General features: G+C 63.9%; 19 protein-coding genes. 9 read left to right on the forward strand and 10 right to left on the reverse strand.

Annotated elements, in window-relative coordinates:
- The 3 genes from IP86_RS20705 to IP86_RS20715 are packed head-to-tail and all read right to left on the reverse strand — an operon-like array spanning position 1 to position 3,027.
- Entirely contained in the window at positions 1-1,524 is a 1,524-nt protein-coding gene (locus IP86_RS20705; RefSeq protein ID WP_054164320.1) for an AMP-binding protein, read from the reverse strand.
- On the reverse strand, positions 1,515-2,042 hold the full coding sequence (locus IP86_RS20710) for a hypothetical protein (protein WP_156332576.1): 528 nt from the start codon (positions 2,040-2,042) through the stop codon (positions 1,515-1,517). Before IP86_RS20710 ends, IP86_RS20705 begins: the two co-directional genes overlap by 10 nt.
- The gene (locus IP86_RS20715; RefSeq protein ID WP_245290695.1) at positions 1,999-3,027 is read right to left on the reverse strand and encodes an amidohydrolase family protein; all 1,029 of its coding nucleotides are present in this window, start codon (positions 3,025-3,027) and stop codon (positions 1,999-2,001) included. The genes IP86_RS20710 and IP86_RS20715 overlap by 44 nt, the downstream gene beginning before the upstream one ends.
- Between IP86_RS20715 and IP86_RS20720 the strand changes: the two genes are divergently transcribed.
- Genes IP86_RS20720 through IP86_RS20755 form a run of 8 tightly spaced genes read left to right on the forward strand, consistent with a single transcriptional unit; the run spans position 2,933 to position 9,802 of the window.
- Positions 2,933-4,408, forward strand: coding sequence for an NAD(P)/FAD-dependent oxidoreductase (locus IP86_RS20720; RefSeq protein ID WP_197279912.1), 1,476 nt, complete (start codon positions 2,933-2,935; stop codon positions 4,406-4,408). The two genes, IP86_RS20715 and IP86_RS20720, sit on opposite strands and share 95 nt — an antisense overlap.
- A gap of 29 nt (positions 4,409-4,437) precedes the next feature.
- A complete protein-coding gene (locus IP86_RS20725; protein ID WP_054164323.1) occupies positions 4,438-5,727 on the forward strand; it encodes an aromatic ring-hydroxylating oxygenase subunit alpha in 1,290 nt (429 codons plus the stop codon).
- A gap of 12 nt (positions 5,728-5,739) precedes the next feature.
- The gene (locus tag IP86_RS20730; RefSeq protein ID WP_054164324.1) at positions 5,740-6,225 is read left to right on the forward strand and encodes an aromatic-ring-hydroxylating dioxygenase subunit beta; all 486 of its coding nucleotides are present in this window, start codon (positions 5,740-5,742) and stop codon (positions 6,223-6,225) included.
- Positions 6,226-6,233: 8 nt separating this feature from the next.
- Complete coding sequence (locus IP86_RS20735; RefSeq protein ID WP_054164325.1) at positions 6,234-6,995, forward strand: SDR family NAD(P)-dependent oxidoreductase; 762 nt, start codon at positions 6,234-6,236, stop codon at positions 6,993-6,995.
- Entirely contained in the window at positions 6,992-7,321 is a 330-nt protein-coding gene (locus tag IP86_RS20740) for a non-heme iron oxygenase ferredoxin subunit (RefSeq protein ID WP_054164326.1), read from the forward strand. The genes IP86_RS20735 and IP86_RS20740 overlap by 4 nt, the downstream gene beginning before the upstream one ends.
- On the forward strand, positions 7,305-8,054 hold the full coding sequence (locus tag IP86_RS20745; protein WP_054164327.1) for a TetR/AcrR family transcriptional regulator: 750 nt from the start codon (positions 7,305-7,307) through the stop codon (positions 8,052-8,054). The genes IP86_RS20740 and IP86_RS20745 overlap by 17 nt, the downstream gene beginning before the upstream one ends.
- Positions 8,054-8,932: a VOC family protein gene (locus IP86_RS20750; protein ID WP_082364152.1), complete on the forward strand. Its 879-nt coding sequence runs from the start codon at positions 8,054-8,056 to the stop codon at positions 8,930-8,932. Before IP86_RS20745 ends, IP86_RS20750 begins: the two co-directional genes overlap by 1 nt.
- A gap of 18 nt (positions 8,933-8,950) precedes the next feature.
- Positions 8,951-9,802, forward strand: coding sequence for a VOC family protein (locus IP86_RS20755; RefSeq protein WP_054164329.1), 852 nt, complete (start codon positions 8,951-8,953; stop codon positions 9,800-9,802).
- A 278-nt stretch (positions 9,803-10,080) separates the two neighbouring features.
- Here IP86_RS20755 and IP86_RS20760 read toward each other — a convergent pair whose 3' ends face one another.
- From IP86_RS20760 to IP86_RS20785, 6 genes are all read right to left on the reverse strand, one after another.
- Positions 10,081-10,692, reverse strand: coding sequence for a TetR/AcrR family transcriptional regulator (locus tag IP86_RS20760; protein WP_054164330.1), 612 nt, complete (start codon positions 10,690-10,692; stop codon positions 10,081-10,083).
- A 192-nt stretch (positions 10,693-10,884) separates the two neighbouring features.
- Positions 10,885-12,069: an enoyl-CoA hydratase-related protein gene (locus IP86_RS20765; RefSeq protein ID WP_054164331.1), complete on the reverse strand. Its 1,185-nt coding sequence runs from the start codon at positions 12,067-12,069 to the stop codon at positions 10,885-10,887.
- Between the two features lie 78 nt (positions 12,070-12,147).
- Complete coding sequence (locus IP86_RS20770) at positions 12,148-13,713, reverse strand: acyl-CoA synthetase (RefSeq protein ID WP_054164358.1); 1,566 nt, start codon at positions 13,711-13,713, stop codon at positions 12,148-12,150.
- 240 nt (positions 13,714-13,953) lie between these two features.
- Complete coding sequence (locus tag IP86_RS20775; RefSeq protein WP_082364154.1) at positions 13,954-14,511, reverse strand: aromatic-ring-hydroxylating dioxygenase subunit beta; 558 nt, start codon at positions 14,509-14,511, stop codon at positions 13,954-13,956.
- Entirely contained in the window at positions 14,511-15,719 is a 1,209-nt protein-coding gene (locus IP86_RS20780) for an aromatic ring-hydroxylating oxygenase subunit alpha (protein WP_245290689.1), read from the reverse strand. Before IP86_RS20780 ends, IP86_RS20775 begins: the two co-directional genes overlap by 1 nt.
- 168 nt (positions 15,720-15,887) lie before the next feature.
- Positions 15,888-16,556 (reverse strand): TetR/AcrR family transcriptional regulator, encoded by a 669-nt coding sequence (locus IP86_RS20785; RefSeq protein ID WP_054164333.1) that lies wholly within the window; start codon positions 16,554-16,556, stop codon positions 15,888-15,890.
- A 140-nt stretch (positions 16,557-16,696) separates the two neighbouring features.
- Here IP86_RS20785 and IP86_RS20790 point away from each other — a divergent pair, with 140 nt between their 5' ends.
- Positions 16,697-17,920, forward strand: a complete 1,224-nt coding sequence (locus tag IP86_RS20790) for an MBL fold metallo-hydrolase (RefSeq protein WP_245290691.1) — start codon at positions 16,697-16,699, stop codon at positions 17,918-17,920.
- On the opposite strand, the gene IP86_RS20795 is transcribed toward IP86_RS20790, so the two are convergent.
- Positions 17,904-19,250 (reverse strand): FAD-dependent oxidoreductase, encoded by a 1,347-nt coding sequence (locus IP86_RS20795; protein WP_197279920.1) that lies wholly within the window; start codon positions 19,248-19,250, stop codon positions 17,904-17,906. The two genes, IP86_RS20790 and IP86_RS20795, sit on opposite strands and share 17 nt — an antisense overlap.
- Positions 19,251-19,263: the final 13 nt, after the last annotated feature.

Genomic DNA, 19,263 nt, shown 5'->3' on the forward strand with positions numbered 1-19,263 from the left:
TTAATGGATGCGGGCACCTTGCAGATAGGCGTCGCGCAGTTTCCGCTTGAGCAGCTTCCCACTCGCTTCGCGCGGCAGCGCGTCGAGCATGAGAAAGCGCTTGGGAATCTTGAAGCGGGCGACGTGGCGCTGCAGGAATTCCATCGCCTTTGCCGGCGTGACCTGTCGATCGTCGTCAGGCTCGACCGCCGCGACCAGGCACTCACCGAATTCCTCGTCCGGCACGCCGAACACCGCGCAGTCGCGGACACCAGGACAATTGACCAGCACGCTTTCGATCTCGGCCGGATAGATGTTGACGCCGCCGGAGATCACCATGTCGCGCTTGCGATCGCAGATGAACAGGTAACCGTCGGCGTCGAGATAACCGACGTCACCACAGGTCACGAGCCCGTCGCGGTCGATCTCGCGGCGCTGTTCCGACCGATTGTGATAGGTGAAATCGGAATACGCCTGGGTCCGAAGATAGATTTCGCCGACTTCGCCGGCGCCGACCGGCGCGCCCTGCTTGTCGTAAATCCGCACCGTCGTGCCGGCCATCGCGCGGCCGACCGTGCCGGGATGCGCCAGCCATTCCTGCGAGCTGCAGCCGATCGCCGGGCCGGTCTCGGTGGCACCGTAGGTCTCGTAGATGACCGGCCCCCACCACGCGATCATCTGCCGCTTCACCTCCGGCGGGCACGCCGCGCCGGTGTGGGTGACCCATTTGATCGACGACACGTCGTAGCGACTGCGCACCTCCTCGCTGAGGCGCAGCAGGCGCACGAACATCGTCGGCACCATGGTCAGGTGCGTGATCCGGTGCTGCGCCACGGTGCGCAGCAAGTCCTCCGGATCGAAGCCGTGCTGCAGCACGACGAGTTCGGCGTGCTGGAATGCCTGGCGCGCGAACGCGCCAGGCGAAGCGTGATACAGCGGCCCGCACACATAGGCCCGCATTCCTGTCTCGATGCCGTAGATCAGCTTCAGCAGCGCCGAATTATGCGCGAACTGCTCGGCGGTCATCGGCTGGCGTCGCACGCCTTTCGGCCGGCCGGTGGTGCCCGAGGTGTAGATCATCGTGCCGCGCGGCGCGCGGGCGGGCTCGCACCAGGCCGAAAAGCCGTCGCGAAAATGCTCCCAGGATCTCCAAGGCCAGTCATCGACGTCGGAGACTGCGGCCCCGCCTGGGTGTTGGACGACGAAGGTAGCCAGGCTGTCCGGAATCGCACCAGCGGCGGCATCGAGAAGACTGCGATGCCCGATCAGCGCGCCCGGCGTGCAATCGGAGAGAATGTAGCGGATTTCGTCGGCGCTGCTGTGCCAGTTCAGCGGCACCACATAGGCGCCGAGCAACGCCGCCGCGTGAATGAGCTCGAAGTAGACCGGGTCGTTCTGCAGCAGCAGCGCGATCGCGTCGCCTTCACGAACACCAGCCGAGGCCAACGCCGATGCCGCCCGCGCTCCTCGGTCGACAAGATCCCGCCGGGCGACGCGTTGCTCTCCGAGCACGACGGCGGCGTCGCCGCCGCTCGCTATAGACATATCGTCACCTCAGCAGTGACGGACGGCAGGCGCACGGCGTGCAACGACTTGAATTGGTCGTCGCTGAGTTCGATCGGATGCGCAAGCGTCAGCGGATCCATGTGGCCGGAAAGGACATCCGGATACGACCACGCGCTGGTCGTCACCACGCCGGCTTGCGACAGCAATTCGATCTGCAACGCAGACCCCGCCGACGATCCGCGCCCGCTGTGATAGCCGTCGCCGATCGCGTAGGCCTCCAGCACATAATGGTTGGACGCACGGCGCTGCACGCAAATTTCGACGTCGAGCAGGCCGAAGGCAACGTCGTCGGCCGCGCCCTCACAGTAGAAATAGACGTACGGAACGCGAGCGTATCGACAGTCGCCAAGACTGGCATCGATCGGCACCTGGGCGTCGGAACGACCGGGCGTGCGCGGCGGAATGGGGCCGAACAGCGCCATCTGGGAAATCGAGCGGCACAACACCATGGGGTCATGCCTCTCCGACGGCGGCGGTAGCGGGACGACGAGATTCATGCGATGTGTCCTGATCTTTGCTGCGCCCCAGCAGCGCCAGCGCGTTGCTGCAGAGGGCGTCGCCGTTGTGAGGCAATGCCTCGCGGACGAAGTGAGCGGGCTGTTTTTGCTCGATCGCGAACGGGTAGTCCGAGCCGACGACGATGCGATCGGTGCCGACCGCCGCCTCGAGAAAGCGCAATGCGGCCGGATCGTAGACGACGGAGTCGTAGTAGAAGCGGCGCGCCGCCTCGGACGGCCGCAACGGCATCCGTTTGCGCATGTCGCCGCCAAGCGACCAGCTGTGATCCATGCGCGGCAGGATCCACGGCAGCGCGCCCCCTCCGTGACTGAGCATCACCCGCAGCGTCGGGTACTTGCCCGGCACGTCGGCCGCGAGCAGAGACGCCGCGGCGAGCGCCGTCTCCAACGGAAACACCGTCGTGGCCGCAAATTCCGGACCTGCCGCAACGCGCTCCACCCCGGCGGGATGCAGCGGATGGATCATGATCGCAAGATCCAGCGCCTCAGCGGCTTCGTACAGCGGATGTAGGACCTCGGCCCCCAGCGCGACGCCGTCGATATGCGTGCCGATCTCGATGCCGTTCAGTCCGAGCGCCTTGAGGCGATCGAGTTGCCGCAGTGCACGCGGCATGTCCTGCACGCACACCATGCCGATCCCGGCGAAGCGCTGCGGTGCCTGCGCGATCATGTCGGCGATGTGATCGTTGATGATATCACCGAGATGCTCGGCATCGTCGGGCGGAAGCCAGTGCGACAGCAATTCCGGCATCGGCGACAGCACCTGTACCGCAATATCGTCGCGGTCCATGTCCGCCAGGCGTTTTGCGACGTCCCACGAGCGGTGATCGAGCTTGCGGAAGACCTTGCCGGCGATCATGACCACGCCGTTGTCGCCGGCGATCTCCACGCTCGGCCAGCGGCGATCGCGCGCGGGGTCAGGCGGAAGTCGTGCGGGCACGACATGCGTATGGGCATCGATCACGCTCAAGGCGCGCCTCCCCGGTTTCATCCCATTGTGTTTTTCCGCCGCCCGACGTTTGCACATCGCCATCGACGAATTCACTTTACAAACAGGAATGATTGTTTCTAGTTTGCGTGTCAAGAGCATTCGCAAGAGCGCTGATAGCAGCGCCGGGCGCGTCGGAGGAAACTACGTGGATCTTCTCGAGTCACGCATCGTCATCGTCGGCGCCGGTCAAGCCGGCGCACGCGCAGCCGAGGCACTCCGCGCCGCCGGTCATCGCGGCGCGGTGACGTTGATTGGCGACGAGCCTCATCCGCCCTACGAACGGCCGCAACTCTCCAAGAAAATGCTGCTCGATCAGCAGGCCGACGCGGCATTCATCCGAACCACTCAGGAATGGTCGGACCTTGGCGTGACGCTGCGCACCGGCACGCGTGTGGTGACGATCGATCTTGGTCAGCGCAAGCTCGCGCTGTCCGGAGGCGATGACGTCGGCTTCGACCGTCTGCTGATCGCCACCGGCACACGGCCGCGACGACTCGCCGCGCTCGAGGGCGCGACGATTGCGGTGCACTATCTGCGCGGCATCGATGATGCGCTCACGCTGCGACCGCAGCTGGTCGAAGGACATCGCGTGGCGCTCGTCGGCGGCGGCGTGATCGGCCTCGAAGTTGCGGCTGCTGCACTGTCACGCGGCTGCAAGGTCACCATCATCGAGCGCGCCGACCACCTGCTGCCACAGATCGGCTCGCCATCGCTGAGCCGGTTCGCGCACGACATGTTCGTCAAGCGCGGCGCCGCCGTCCTTTGCAAGGCAGAGCTTTCCGATCACCACGCCAGCGGTCTCATGCTCGCGGACGGCCGCGTCGTCGATGCTGACGTTATCGTCGTCGGCATCGGCGTCGAGCCCGCCGGCGAGCTCGCGCAGCAGATCGGCCTCGCTGGCGTGCAGGGTATTCGTGTCGACGCCCGTGGCGCGACCGAATGCGACAACATCTTCGCCGCCGGCGACGTCGCCGAGCAATGGAGCGCCTGCCACGATCGCTGGCTGCGTCTGGAAAATTGGGCCAACGCGCAGAACCAGGCGATCGCGACCGCACGGGCGATGGTCGGTCTCGACAGCCGCTACGAAGCGCCGTCCTGGTTCTGGTCGGATCAGTTCGACGCGAACATTCAGGTGGTCGGCCATCCGGCCTGCGCCAACGAGATCATCCGCGGCGATGCCGGATCGGCCCGCTTCAGCGCGATCAGCGTCCGGGATGGCGAAGTCGTCGGCGCGGTCAGCGTGAACAACGCCAAGGACATGGCGATGCTGCGCCGCCTCGTGGCATCGCGCAAGAAGGTCGACCCCGCCGCACTCGCCAACCCGAATTTCGATTTGAAGCGCGCCCTCGCCTGAAGAAGGGCCGTCCCAAGGAGGAGGAAACCATGCAACATCAAAGCGATCCCGCTATCCTGATCGATCAGGCTGAGAAGACCTTCAAGGTCGCACGGCGCAACTTCACCGATCCGGACATCTTCCGTGCGGAGAAAGACCGCATCTTCGAACATTGCTGGCTGTATCTCGGCCACGCCTCGGAGCTACCCAAGCCCGGCGATTTCATCAGCCGCACGGTTGCGGGCCGCAGCATCCTGCTGAGCCGCGACAGCAAGGGCACGCTGCGCGCGCTGCTCAACACCTGCCCGCACCGCGGCGCACAGGTCTGCCGCGAGCGGAAGGGCAACGCCAAATCCTTCCAGTGCTTCTACCACGGCTGGGTGTTCGGTGCCGACGGCAAGCTCCGCAGCCAGCCCGGCGAAGAATCTTACGCTGCGGATTTCAAGCAGCGCGACTCTTCGAACATGCAGCCGGTGCCGCGGTTCGAGATCTATCGCGATTTCTGCTTCGTCGCGTTCGACAAGGACATCGTTCCCCTCGTCGACTATTTGGCCGGCGCCAAGGAATATCTCGATCTGGTGTGCGACCAGGCCGATGCCGGGCTGTCGATCATCGGCGGCACCCAGGAATACTCAATCCGCGCCAACTGGAAGCTGCTGACCGAAAACAGCATCGACGGCTATCACGCGGTCACCACTCATGCGAGCTACTTCGACTACCTGATGAACACCACCGACGGCCTGTCCGGCGGCATGGGCGGTGGTTACGGCTACGATCTCGGCAATGGTCACGCCGTGCTGGAATACGCCGCGCCGTGGGGCCGCCCGGTCGCCCAATGGATCCCGTCATGGGGCGAGGACGGCAAGCGTGAGATCGAGCAGCTGCACCGGACGCTGACCGAGCGCCACGGTCGCGAACGCGCCGACCGCATCGCGCTCAAGAACCGTAACCTGTTCATCTTCCCCAATCTGGTCGTCAACGACATCATGGCCTTGACGGTGCGGACCTATTTCCCGATCGCGCCCGACTACATGCTGATCAGCGCCTGGGCGCTCGGACCGAACGACGAGTCGGCTTGGGCCCGCAAATATCGACTGAACAATTTCCTGGAGTTTCTCGGACCCGGCGGCTTCGCGACACCTGACGATGCCGAGGCGCTCGAGCACTGCCAGCGCGGCTTCAACAACGCCAAGGAAGCGCAGTGGAACGACATCTCCAAGGGCATGGGCAAAGATCGCCCCGCGCACAATGACGAGTTGCAGATGCGCGCCTTCTGGACGCGCTGGAACGCCATGATGTTTCCGGAGCCGGTGCCCAGCCTCAAAGGCGTGGCGGCGTAAGGAGGGATGGCCATGAACACGATCGAACGCAGCAAGGTCGAAGACTTTTTGTTTCACGAGGCTGATCTGCTGGATCAGTGGCGATTGCCGGAGTGGCTCGAACTGTTCACCGACGACGCGACCTACGAGGTGCCGTGCACCGACCTGCCGGCCGATGCGTCGTCCGACGTCAGCCTGTTCTACATCGCCGACGACCGGTTCCGGCTCGGCGAGCGCGTCAAGCGGCTGATGAAGCGCACCGCACATGCCGAGTTCCCGCACTCCAAGACCAGTCGTCTGATCGGCAACGTCCGGATCTGCGAGAGCGACGACGACAGCCTGCGGGTGAGCGCCAAGTTCCAGACCTATCGCACCAAGGATGGCACCACCGACGTGTATTTCGGCACGGCGAACTATCGGTTGCGACTCGATGGGGACCGGCTGCAGATTCGCGACAAGCGCTGCCTGTTGGCCGGAGACGGCCTGCGGCCGAGCGGCCGCATCTCGATCGTGTTGTGAGCCGGCGGATGACGGATCGCTTCTCCGGACAGGTCGTGGTCGTGACCGGTGCCGCCAGCGGCATCGGCGCGGTCATCGCCCGCCACTTTGCCGAACAGGACGCAGCGCTCGTGCTGTCCGACATCGACGGCGCCAAACTAACAGCCAGCGCCGATGCGCTGGCTGCGGCGGGCCACCGCAAACCGATGATCCATGTCGGCGACCTGGCGAAGGAGGACGTCGCCGGCAAGCTGATCGGCGATGCCGTCGAACTGCACGGTTCGATCGATATCCTGGTCAACAACGCCGGCGGCGGCATCATCAAGCCATTCCTGGATCACACGCCGGACACATTGCGGACCACCGTGGACCGCAACCTCTGGACCGCGCTGTGGTGCACCTGGCACGCGGTGCCGATCATGAAGGCGAAGGGTTATGGGCGCATCGTCAATATCGGCGCCGACTCGGTCCGTAACGGCCTTTGGGACCACGCCGCCTACAATGCCGCCAAGGGCGGCGTGCATGCGATGGCGACCGGCCTCGCCCGCGAATTCGCCACCAGCGGCATCACGGTGAACGTCGTCGCGCCCTGCATCGTCAATACACCCCAGGTGCAGCAGGCGTCCGCGACGGTCCCTCACCTGATCAAGAAGTTCGTCGATGTCGTTCCGATGCAGCGGCCCGGCGAGATGGATGAGATCGCCTCGATGGTGACCTATCTGGCATCGAAGGAGGCGTCGTTCGTCACCGGCCAGGTGATCAGCGTCAACGGCGGAAGCACGATGCTATGAACACGATCGCATCCACCGACATCCAGGTCGGCACCATGTCGGACTTTCCAGAGGGGGAGATCCGGCCGGCGACATTGCCCGACGGCACAGTCGTCGCGATCTACAATGTCGACGGCACGCTTTATGGAACCGCCGACCTGTGCAGCCACGGCGAGGCGTCGCTCTCGGAGGAGGGGATCCTCACAGGGACGACGGTGGAATGTCCTTGGCACTTCGGCACGTTTGACGTTACCGACGGTCGCGCCACCGGCATGCCCTGCACCGTTGCGCTGAAGACTTACACCGTCAAAATTGCCAATGGAAATGTCTATGTCGAATCCCGATAAGCCGCGATCGACGCGGCCACGTTCCCAATCGCTGTCGGCCTCCCCGCCACGTCAGAAACTGCAGTCCAGGCGAAACAGTTCGACCGGCGCCAGCTACGCACCGCGGCGGACCCAGGCGGAGCGCAGCGAAACGACGCGGACCCAGCTGATCGAGGCAGCCATCAAGCTGGTTCGGGCCAACGGCCTGAGCGGACTGCGGACGGTAGAGGTGGCGGAGCTCGCCGGCGTGTCGCGCGGCGCGCTGATGCACCATTTCAAGAGCAAGCACGATCTGGTGGTGGCCGTGATCCGCCACGTCAACGAGATCTCGCGCGTCGAGAGCGCCCGGCGTGCGACGCTTGCGAAGCGAGCCGACAAGGATCCGATCAAGGGCATCATCGAGGACGCCCACGACTTCTACTTCGGCGATTACTTCTTTATCGAACTGGCGATCGCGATGAGTGCGGACGCCGAGTCGCGGGTCCTGAAGCGGGAGACGTTCCAGACGTCGCGCACGAGCCGCTTCTCGGTCGAGGCGGCGTGGATCGAGGCGCTGGTGGCGACAGGCATTCCCAAGCAGGTGGCCGAAAACGTGCTCGCCCTGACGCTCAGCGTGGTCCGCGGCTTCTCCGTGCGCATGTTGCTGCAGCGCGATCCCGAGCAATTCAGTCATCTGCTCAAGCTCTGGCACAGCATCCTGCGGCACTATCTCGACAGCGAGCTGGCGCCCTCCTCGAAGAAACGTGGTTCGTGATGGCACCAGTTCCGACAGACGGCGGTCCCGAGATGAAGCTGTGCTACGTCCGGCTGGGCCTGCGCGAACCCGCCGCCGCCGCCGCCTTCGCCAGCGACATTCTCGGCTTGCAGCCGGTGCCGAACGACCTGGGCTGTCATCTGTTTCGATCCGACCAGCGCGCTCATACGCTTTGCCTGTCCGACGACAGCGAACCTGTCGTGATCGGCATCGAGTTGCTGACGGATGAACTGGAGCCGATCGGCGACGCGATCCGGGCCGCAGGTTTCGAGGTCAAGGTCGCGAGCGATGACGATTGCCACCGGCGCGCCGTGCGGCAGGCACTGCTGGTCCGAGATGCCAGCGGAAACGCGATCGATCTGGTCAGTCGCCCATTGGTCAGCGGACGACGCTACTTTCCCAGCCGCGATGCCGGCGTGACCGGGTTGCAGGACGTTGGGCTACGCAGCCGCAACGTGGCGGAGGATCTGAAGCTGTGGACGGCGATCCTCGGCGCCCGCGTGAGCGATTGGGCCGGCGACGCCGCCTACATCAAGATCGACGAAAAGCATCATCGCATCGTGCTGTACCCGTCCGACCGCGCCGGGCTGGTCTATGTCGGCTACGCGGTCGAGAGTTTAGACGCGATCATGCAGAACCACTATTTCGCCCAGGAGCGGCAGATCAAGATTCTGCACGGCCCCGGCCGCGAGCCGGCTTCGGGCCAGATGTTCGTGCGGTTCGCGGGGCCGGAGGGCCACGTCTTTTCCTACGGCTACGGCATGAACGACATCACCGCCAGGCACCGCTGCCGGCAGTTCTCGCCCGTGCCGTCGTCGCTTTGCGAATGGGGAAGTGACGGCTCGGAGATCCCCGAGTTTCGCCGCTTGGTGGGCTGATACTGAAAGGACACGACCATGATCGAACTCAAGGACGTCGCTTATGCGCGTCTCGGTACGCCCGATCTCGAAGACGCTGAATCCTTCGCGACGTCCTGCCTCGGCCTGCAGGTCGCCGAGCGATCCGGCAAGGCGCTACATCTGCGGTCCGACGATCGCGCCCACACGCTGTGCTACTACGACGGCGATCCGTCGGAACAGACGCTGGGATTCGAAATTGCCGACGAGGACGAGCTATCCTCCGCGGCCACGACCCTGGAAACGATCGGTCATCCGGTTCACGTCGGCACCGAGTCCGAGTGCGCGGTGCGCAAGGTGAAGGCCTTCATCGGATTCAAGGATCCGAGCGGCAACAGCATCGAACTGGTGGTGCGGCCGGAGCGCCTCGGCCGCCGATATTTCCCGACGCGCGATGCCGGCATCACCGGCTTCAGCCACGTCGGCCTCAACTCGACCAACCCGCGCCGCGATGAGGCGTTCTGGACCAAGGTCTGCAACGCGCGTGTCAGTGACCGGATCGGCGACATCGCGTTGATGCGCGTCAACGCCATCCATCACACCGTCGCGCTGGCGCCTGCCGCCGGGCCCGGCATCCAGCACATCAATCATCAGGTGCAGAGCAACGACGACGTGTTGCGCTCCTATTATCACCTGTCCGAGCAGCGCGTTCCGATCGTGTTCGGCCCGGGACGTCATCCGACGTCAGGCGCCCGCTTCCTCTACTTCAAGGGGCCGGACGGAATGGTGTTCGAATATTCGGTCGGCGTCGACGAGATCGAGGATGAAGCCACGCACCGTCCGCGCCAGTTCGGATTCGAGCCGTCCAGCCTGTGCATGTGGGGCTCGAAATCTCAACGGATGGCGCGTTGACGGCCTGACGAGAGGTTCATCGGGGCGGCGGTCGCGCCGTCCCGCGTCCGAGGCTGGTCGCGCGGCGCCGCCCCGAATACACCCGCCGTCAAACTCACCGGCCGCGCCGTCGTCCCAGCCGAGCAGCTCGCAAATGTCTGTTCGGTGTGCAGGCCGACCGTCGTCACGGCCCATAGGCTGGATGTATCAGGGCGATCGAAAACTGCGCATCTTGCATGGTCGTAGACCAGAGGGCCCAACATGCAATCTGTCAGCGACACGTGGATGCGCAGCCCCTGTCACTCACCCCCGCCCGCAGCCGGGCTCGTAAACCCATAAAGGAAAAGATCCACGATGGTGTCGGCAAACTCGGTCGGGCTTAGTCCACGGGCCGGATCGAACCACGTGTGGCTGAAGTTGAGAATGCCAAACAGCATCATCGTGTAAACGGTTTTTGTCCGCTTCGCGATCTTGCGCTGCTTGTCCAATCGGATCAGAAGCTCCGAAATGATATCGACGATCTGTCGCTCCAACGATTTGATCGACGTCTGCTCGGCTTCGCTGAGAAACGCCATATCGTTGAGGATCAGCCGCTGCTCGTTGGGCGAACGGGCATTGAGTTCGACGATCGCGCGGATCGCGGCGCGAAACTGAGCGAGCGTATCCGTCTCGGCTGCGATCGCATCCTCGACATCCGCGATCATGCGCCGCACATGGGCATCCAGGATCGCGAACAGGATCGCTTCCTTGGATTGGAAGTAGTGATAGAGAGCTCCGCGGGACAGCCGGCAGGCGTCCGCGAGTTCGGCGATCGACGCCCGCATATAACTCTGGCGGGCGAATAGTTCGCAAGCGACGGTCAGAATTCCGTTCTGGATGTCGTCGTAATTTTCTGAGCGGGTGCGCGCCATTCCAGCCTTTCGGGCCGTCCGACGGCGAGTCGGACGGGTTGCCTGTTCGGGCCTCCGTTACGCGCGCCGGGCGGCCAGCGCAATCATTATCGAACGGACGACCGGACTGCTCAAAGCTGCGAGCTGGCCCGCGCAAGAGATTCAGCACGAACACGAGACAGGCGAGATGACCTGGCGGTCATGGCGGCTGGCTCACCGGCCGCGGAAATCAGGACGTCGCTTGTTGGCGAACGCCACCACTCCCTCCCGCGCGTCATCGGTTCGCGCGGCGAGGACGATGGACTCGCATTCGTCGCCGAGTTGCTCCCTCAGACTGGTTTCGTGGGATTGGCGAAGCAGACGGCGCATCGCGCCATACGCCTTGGTCGGCCCGGCGGCGAGCTTCTTGGCGAGACCGAAGACTTCGCTTTCCACTTCGCCATCAGCCACGACCCGGCTGACGATGCCATAAGCGAGCGCTTCGTCGGCGGTCAGACGGCGGTTCAGCAGGAAGAGCTCTTGCGCCCGGCGCATGCCGACCATCCGGGGCAGAAACCAGGTGTTGCCACCGTCCGACGTCAGCCCCAGCGCCGCATAGCCGAGCGCGAACCGGGCATCATGGGCTGCGACCACGATGTCGGCGGCATAGAGAAGGCCTAAGCCTCCCCCTGCGGCAGCGCCCCGAACGGCTGCGATGACAGGCGCATCGAAGCTCGTCAACCTCTCGATCGCCAGATGATATGCATCGATCATCGAGCGCAAACGTCCGGGCAATCGATCGGGCTCGGTGCCGGCGAACAACGCCACATCCCCGCCCACGGTGAAATTCGCCCCTGCCCCCGCCATGACGATGGCGCGAACCCCGCTCGCATCGGCGATCGTCTTCACGGCCGCGTTCAAGTCCGACGCCATCGCTTCGTTGATGGCGTTGCCCTGATCCGGGCGGTTCAACCGAAGCGTGGCGATGCCTTCGACAATGTCGAGCTGCACTGCGCTCGACGCTCCGGCTGCATCGCGCCAACGCGCCGTGTCGGTGTATTGCCGAAGCGCGCGGATCTGCTCGCCGTCGAACGTCAAGATATGCGCGAACGCAGCGTCGAGCGGCCCGCCGCTTCTCCCGCGTCCGCGGTAACGACCAGTCACCAACAATCCGTCGGCGCCGATCTCGCGGAAGCTGTCCGGCTCGGCGCGGGCTTCGAAATGCCGGGCGATTCCGCCCCAACCATTCCGACGCATCGCAGCCGCGCCATCGTGCGTGCCGCCGATGTCGAACGGCATGCCCTCGGCGATTTCTCCGACGAATTCCGGATGCAGAAGCTGATCGAGCTGCTGACGGTCTCCGCGAGACAGCGCGTCGTACAACGAGCGCGCGAGATCCGCACGAGTTCTGACTTGCATGGACGGCCTCTCTCCACGGGGCGAATGCGGTGAGCTTTGTTATAGTGGGAGGGCCGGTGCGACGGCCCTCCGGCGCGATCACCCTACGGCGCGATCGCGTCCCTCCCAGTACGGGCCGCGCAGCTCGTGCTTCAGCAGCTTGCCGGCCGCCGACGTCGGCAAGGCGTCGCGGAATTCGACGCTCACCGGACATTTGTAACCGGCGATGTATTGGCGGCAATGCTCGCGCAATTCTGCCGACGTCGCCTCGGCACCCACTCGCAGAACGACGACGGCATGCACCTGCTCGCCCCACCGCGCGCTGGGAATGCCTATCACGGCGCAACTCGCGATCGCCGGATGACGCGCCAGCGCATTCTCCACCTCGGCGGAATAGACGTTCTCACCGCCGGAGACGATCATGTCCTTGAGGCGATCCACGATGAACAGATATCCTTCGTCGTCGACGTAGCCCATGTCGCCGGACCGCAGCCAGCCGTTGCGAAAGGCGTCGTTAGTTTCCCGCTCGCGATTCCAATAGCCGATCATCACGCCGATGCCGCGGGCGACGATCTCTCCCACCGTTCCCACCTCGGCCTCGACGCCGTCCATGCCCTGAATTTGCATCTCGATGCCCCACGCCGGGCGTCCGGCGGAGCGCAGCCGCGCCTTGTCGGCGGCGTTGTGCGAGCGATGACAATGTGGCGGCAGCACCGTGTACGGCCCTCCGGTCTCCGTCATGCCGTAGCCCTGATAGAAGTCGACGTGAGGCAGCGCCTGCAGAAGTCGACCGAGCAGTTCCTCATTAATCGGGGAAGCGCCGTAAACGATCTTGCGCAGGCTGCCGAGGTCGAACTCGCCGAACCCCGGATGTTCGATCAGACGCTGCAGCATGGTCGGCACAAGCAGCGTGAAGGTGACGCGTTCCTTCGCCATGGCACGCAGCACGACTGAGGGCTCGAACGCCTCCACGTAAACGGTCCTGCACCCGCGCACCAATGCCCGGATGAGGATGCACATGCCGGCCTGGTGAAAGATCGGCGCGACCGCGAGCACGACCTCATCTGACGCGTAGGCGACGTCCAGCAGATTGCAGATCGCGTTCCCCAGAAGTGCGTTGTGACTCAGCATCACGCCCTTCGGAAACCCGGTGGTGCCGCCGGTGTAGAACACGCCCGCGAGATCATCGCCTCCCCGCCGCGCATCTTCGGCCGGCTGCGCGGCGCGCATCAGCTGTTCGGCGTGCAGCACGCCGTCGGGAGCCTCACCGTCGCCGACATAAACGATCGTCCGCAGCGATCGGCTCAGCGTACGAAGATCGTTGCACCACGACAGGAAGTGATCATCGACCAGCAGGATATGGGTGTCGCAATCGTCCAGAGAGAACGCGACCTCGGCCGCGCTCCATCGCGTATTCGCCGGATTGAGGGCGCCGCCACCCCACCAGACGCCGAGCATGTATTCGAGATAATGGTCGGAATTCAGCGCCAGCATCCCGACGCGATCGTCTTTCGCCATGCCGATCTGCTGCAGCACCGCGGCGAGACGCGCGGTGCGGTCCGCGAGCTCTCGCCAGGTTCGGCGCCGATCGCCGAAGGTCGTCGCCACCGCGTCAGGTGCCGACCGCATCTGGCGATGGAGTCCATCGGTCAAATTGAGCTTCATCTTGTCGTCCTCCCTCGAATCGATCACGCGAGCTCGGGACCTGGCGGACCGGCTCCGCGATCATCAGCCCTCTTGCCGGGGCTCATTTATTAGACCGACGCGTCGGTCTTTATCTTGCGCCGCGATGTCCGCCGGGTCGGCGAACGCCGCTGCTTATCAATGTAGCCTTCCCGTCACATCGGACCGCGCAGGGATATCGCCCTCCTGCCGCGCAACGACGGGAAAGATCGGGCCGTCCGATCAGATCAGAAAGGAGATCGTGTAGATAGGCTTGTTGTTATTCACCAGCACGACCTTCTTGTAGACGATCTTGAGAGCGCCTTGCTGCCGACGGAGTCGGTAGCAGCAGCGCGCCGCCCACATCGTATCTCCACGCAGATTGGTCTCGAAGATCTGACTGTTGCAGGCGACGCCGATGTCCTGCCCCTCGGACTGCAACAATTCGACATTGCCGATGATGCGCGCGAGCTGCGATGGCGGGGTTTGCGAATGGCGGCGTCCCGTTTTCAACTGACGCACACGGAGCGCGATCCGGGATCGATTGTCGTAGATCAGCGACATCTGCCGTTCCGGGTCGGTGTCGGCGCCGTTGGCGGGCACCCAATACACCGCGTCGTCGGTCCACAGCGCCTCCCACGCATCGTATTCATGCGTGTCCTGCAGGCGCGCCTCGCGATAGAGAAACTGGCTCACTTCATGATGGAGGTCGGCGTCGACCTCGGTGGCGTAGCTCAGATCCCGGCCCGTCCACTGCTTCAGGATATTGTCCGCAGGGCGTTCGCTCGTCTCGGCATCCATCAGCAGGCCTCCATCAGTGCGCGGTAGTGCTTCCAGATCTCCCGCGACGGAAGATCGTCGGTCGAATGCCCAATGAGGAAGCCGTCCTCGTCGCGCCGTTCTCGATGCTCGCCGCGCTTCAAATAGAGATACTCCGGCGCGCGAATTTCGAGCCCCCGTTGGTTTCGCTCGTACATCTCGGTGTCGTCAGCGAGCAGGAAGCCGGCCGGCCCCACGGACCCCATCGTCTGTTGCCTGAGTCGCCGGTTGATCTCCGGCGAGTCCTTGAATTGAATGGCGGTAACGTGCTGGATCGACTCGACTGCCGAGACCGGCTGAATGACGAAGATCTGAATTTCGGCGATGAACAGATTGGGAAAGATCATGACGTGCGGCATCCCGTCGATCATGATCTGCCGGGCGCGCTCATCGCCATAGGCCGACTGCATCTGCGCGGTGTATTCGGGCAGCTTGTCGGCCGTGGTCCCGAACCAGCTCATCGGTTGATCGCGGCGGCGGAATTCCGGACGCGGGTCGACCTCGGTGTGACCGTTGCCGAGCGCACGCGTGACGGCGACGGCGTCGTTCCCATAAAGGCTGCCGATGGCGCTATCGGCGACCGAGAAGATCGAGGAGTGCACGAAGGCGGGGTGATAGCCGTCGCACTCATTCTCCAGGATGAACTTCCAATTGGCTCGCGCGCGATGCCGCAGGAAGCCGGCGCTGAGGTCCAGTTCGCTGGTCGGCGAATTTTCGCAGGCTTGATCGAGCGTTCGGCGTGCGCCGCCGAGATGCTCCTCGAGCGACGGCCCATCCTGCGCCATCGAAGCGAACACGAAGCCGCGATAACTCGCGACGCGCGGCACCTTCGCCAGACCAAGTCCTGACTTGTCCGTCCCGGCGTATCCTTCGGGGAAAGCGTAGTTCATCAACCTGCCGTCGTTCGCGAACGTCCAAGAGTGATACGGGCAGGTGAACGACTTGCGGTTTCCCTTGTCCTGCACGCAGACCGCGTTGCCGCGATGAGGGCAGCGATTGAGCAGCAGGTTGATCTCACCGTGCTGATTGCGGACCATCAGCACGGGCATCGGGCCGATCGACTTGGTGACGAAATCGTTAGTGTTGGGCACCTCGCTTTCGTGCCCGACATAGACCCAGGTCTTGAACCAGATCTTCTCCAGCTCCTCCTTGAAGATCACTTCGTCCGAATAGAGGGAGCCATGAACCATTCCTGGCCGAATGAGGGTTTCCCAAGGGCTGTGCAGACCACCGTCCATCGGCGCTTCTCCCGTCGTCTCTTTATAATCCGGACAGTCGGTCTATAAATAGAACGCAAACAATTGTCAATCGCTGAGACCACCGGGAGCGGACTTCTACGTGACAAACGTCAGCGGTTATCAGCTTCGATCGAGTTTACGGGCGCGCGCCTTGCTGCCGCGAGCTGTTGAACCTTCACGCTCCCGCGACCGATCAGCCGGCCCCTCGGCCAGAACGCCGTCGAGATAGAGCCGTGCGATCCGATCACATAGTTCGCGAGGCTTCATCTTTCCTCCAGGCCGGAACCAGAGATCGGTCCAGTTCAGCATTCCGATCAGCAGCATGGCATAGGGCGCATAGACTTCGTCGGGCATCCCAGGATTGACCGCACGTAGCAATCCGCTGAGCGTCCGCCTCACCTTCCGCTCCAGCTTAAGGACCTGCGCACGCTTCTCGGCGGGAAGGAACTTGGCATCGTTCATGGCGCTGACATGGCGTTGCCGCGATTGAGCGGACTTCGTCACGAACACGTCGATGAAGCGCTGAAGCTGGTCCTCCGGCGATTGGCTTTCACTGAGCGCTTGGTCGATGTCCGCCAGAAGACGTTCGAGATGATCGATCAGCAGCGCCAGCAGCAGGTCGTCCTTGGTCGGGAAGTAGTGATACAGCATCGACTTGGTCGCGCCGCACAGCTTGGCGACATCCTGCAGCTTGGCGCTCGGGTAGCCTACCTTCGCAAACAGAGTCGCGGCACTGTCGAGGATCGCTCGATATTTGTCGTCGTAATTGTCGGCTCGAACGCGTGGCATCTTGGTCCCCCAATATCGCGTTTGCCATCGCAGCGTCCGGCCTGGAGCCGACCATCTGAGGCATCGGTCAGCGCGCGCCAGCGGCTGAGCGCGTTGACATAAACCGTCTCGTCGGTCTTATAACTTGCCACAGATCAAACATGCAGGTCATCTTGCGAGTGGACGCAACATTGCCCTGCCGACCGATCGGTGAACGAGCAAAGGCGGGTTCGATCAGGCCGAATTCTGATCAGTGCGACGCCGGCAGGACGGGCGACGACCGTCCGAACACCAGCCAAGCTTCGACCGACAATCGTGGAAGGACGATCATGCAGCCCGAAACTGCGACGCCTGCGCCAGCCCGCTTGAACTTTCCCTTTCCTGAGCCACCGCGGTTCGGCGAGGTGACGGAGGTGCGTCCCGGCCTGCTCTGGCTGCGTCTGCCGCTGCCGTTTCAGCTCGATCACGTCAACATCTATCTCATTCAGGATACGGACGGCTGGGCCATCCTCGACACCGGCTTGTCGGAAGATGAAGCGCTCGCGGTTTGGGACGGCTATTTCGACGGTCCGCTGGGTGGACTGAAGATCACGCGGATCGTGGTGACGCACCACCATCCCGACCACATCGGGCTCGCGGGATGGCTGTGCAAACGCTTCAAGGCGCCGCTGCTGACCAGCCTGTCGAGCTACATGAGCTGCCGGATCATCTCCCTCGACCCCCAGGCCTTCGAGTCGCCGGCGAACCGGCTGTTCTACGAGAGCCACGGCATGGACGACGATGCGGCGCGGATCGTCAGTACCCAGGGTCACGAATACTTGCGGCAGGTCGGCCCCCTGCCCGACACGTTTCTGCGCCTGGTGATGGGCGATACGCTGACGCTCGGCGACAGAAATTTTCGCGTGCTCACCGGCGATGGTCATTCCGCCGAGCAGGTCATGCTTTACTGCGAGAAGGACCGGCTGCTGTTCGTGGCCGATCAGGTGCTCGAGCGGATTTCGCCGAATGTCGCCGTCTGGGCGGGTGAGCCGGACGGCGATCCGCTCGGGCATTTCCTACGCAGCCTCCGTTTGCTGGCGAGCCAGATCCCCAACGACGTGCTCGTGCTTCCCGGGCACCGGCGGCCGTTCTACGGCCTTCATGAACGTACGCAGGAGTTGGTGCAGCATCACGAGACTCGCTGCCGTGTGCTCGCGAATGCCTGCGAGACCGGCGCCCATTCGGTCGCGGAGCTCGTTCCACTGCTGTTCAGCCGTCCGCTCGATCCGCACCAAATGGGGTTCGCCTTCGCCGAAACGCTCGCACACGCCAATCGGCTAGTGCGCCAAGGGATCCTCGACGTCGTCTCGCGACACGATCGCTACGCCTTTACTGCAAGGCGCTGACGGCCTCGTCTCGAGGATGAGCGTGGCCGGCGGCGAGTAAGGCCAGCGCCTTGTTAGCAGCCTCGCGCCCGGTGAAGGCACAGGCCTGTGTCCCGCCGTCGCCATAGTCTTTCACGGCGTCGCCGACATGCCAAAGATTGGCGAGCGGCGTCTCTTGCGGCATGTCGAAGCCCGCGCAGGAGCGCTGCGCCGGCCAGTCGCCCTTCATGACGCGAACCGACAGCATCTTGGCCCCGGCGAATGCCGGAAACAATTCGCGAAGATCCGCCAGCGACGCCTCGATCTCGGCCTCTTCGTCGAACTCGCCGATCGCCGGCCGCGGCACGGCGTAAGCGACGTACTGATACCAGCCGGCGGGAGCGAGCTCGGGGCAAGTCGCGGTCAGCTCCCCCATGTTGCACAGCCGCCGGGTTTTGCCGAATGTCACCAAGCCGGGCACATCGAGAAGCCGTTCGCGTGTTGCGAAGTTGATGACGATGTTCGCAGCCGGCTTGGGAAGCACCTTGGCCTGCTGGAGATAGGCCTCTCCCATCGCCTCTGCGCCAGGGAGAGATGCCGTCGCTGCCGGGCCGATATTGCTGATCACCACCGAAGGCACAACCGTCACGGAGGAGCCGGCGTGGTCGATCGTCACCGCGACGATGCGGCCGCCGCGAACGTCGAGGCCGGTCACGGTCGCTTGCGTCCAGACCTGGCCGCCGCGGCCGCGGATCCCCTCGGCCAAATCGTTCCACAATCCGACGGTCCCGCGCGGGCAGAAGCCGAACCGCTTGAAGGCGCCTTTGACTGCGAAGTAAGTGAGAAATGCGCGCGCCGGCAGTTCGTCCGCGTTGACGGCGAAGATGGCTGCGCAAAGATTGCGGAAGATCGCATGCACGGTGGCGTTGGTGGTGTATTGCTCGAGCCATTGCTTCGTCGTCAGCTTGGCCTCGGGAAGGTCGCCGGCGCGGGCATCGGAGAATTTCGCCCCGATCTTCGCAGCCTGCTTGGTGAATGTACCCAGCAACATGCCCCAACCGCCTTTGGCGACGTTGATGACCTTGCCGTCGATGAAGAATACGGTGGCGGGGTTGGGTTCGCGAATGTCCAGCGGAACGCCGAGCAAGTCGAACGTTTCCTCGAAGACCCCACCGCGTTCGATCGCGATCGCGCCGACATTGACGATGTGGCCGTCGATGACTTCGCTGGAGGCGCGGCCGCCCAGGCGGTCCAGACGTTCGGCGACCAGCACGGACTTGCCGGCCGCGACCAGACGCGCTGCAGCCGTGAGGCCGCCGGCGCCGGCACCGATCACGAGAGCATCGACATGCAAGGCTGATGTATCAGTCAAGTAAGCCTCCTGG

It is taken from the genome of Rhodopseudomonas sp. AAP120, from assembly GCF_001295845.1.
In the GTDB taxonomy this organism is placed as follows: Bacteria; Pseudomonadota; Alphaproteobacteria; order Rhizobiales; family Xanthobacteraceae; genus Rhodopseudomonas.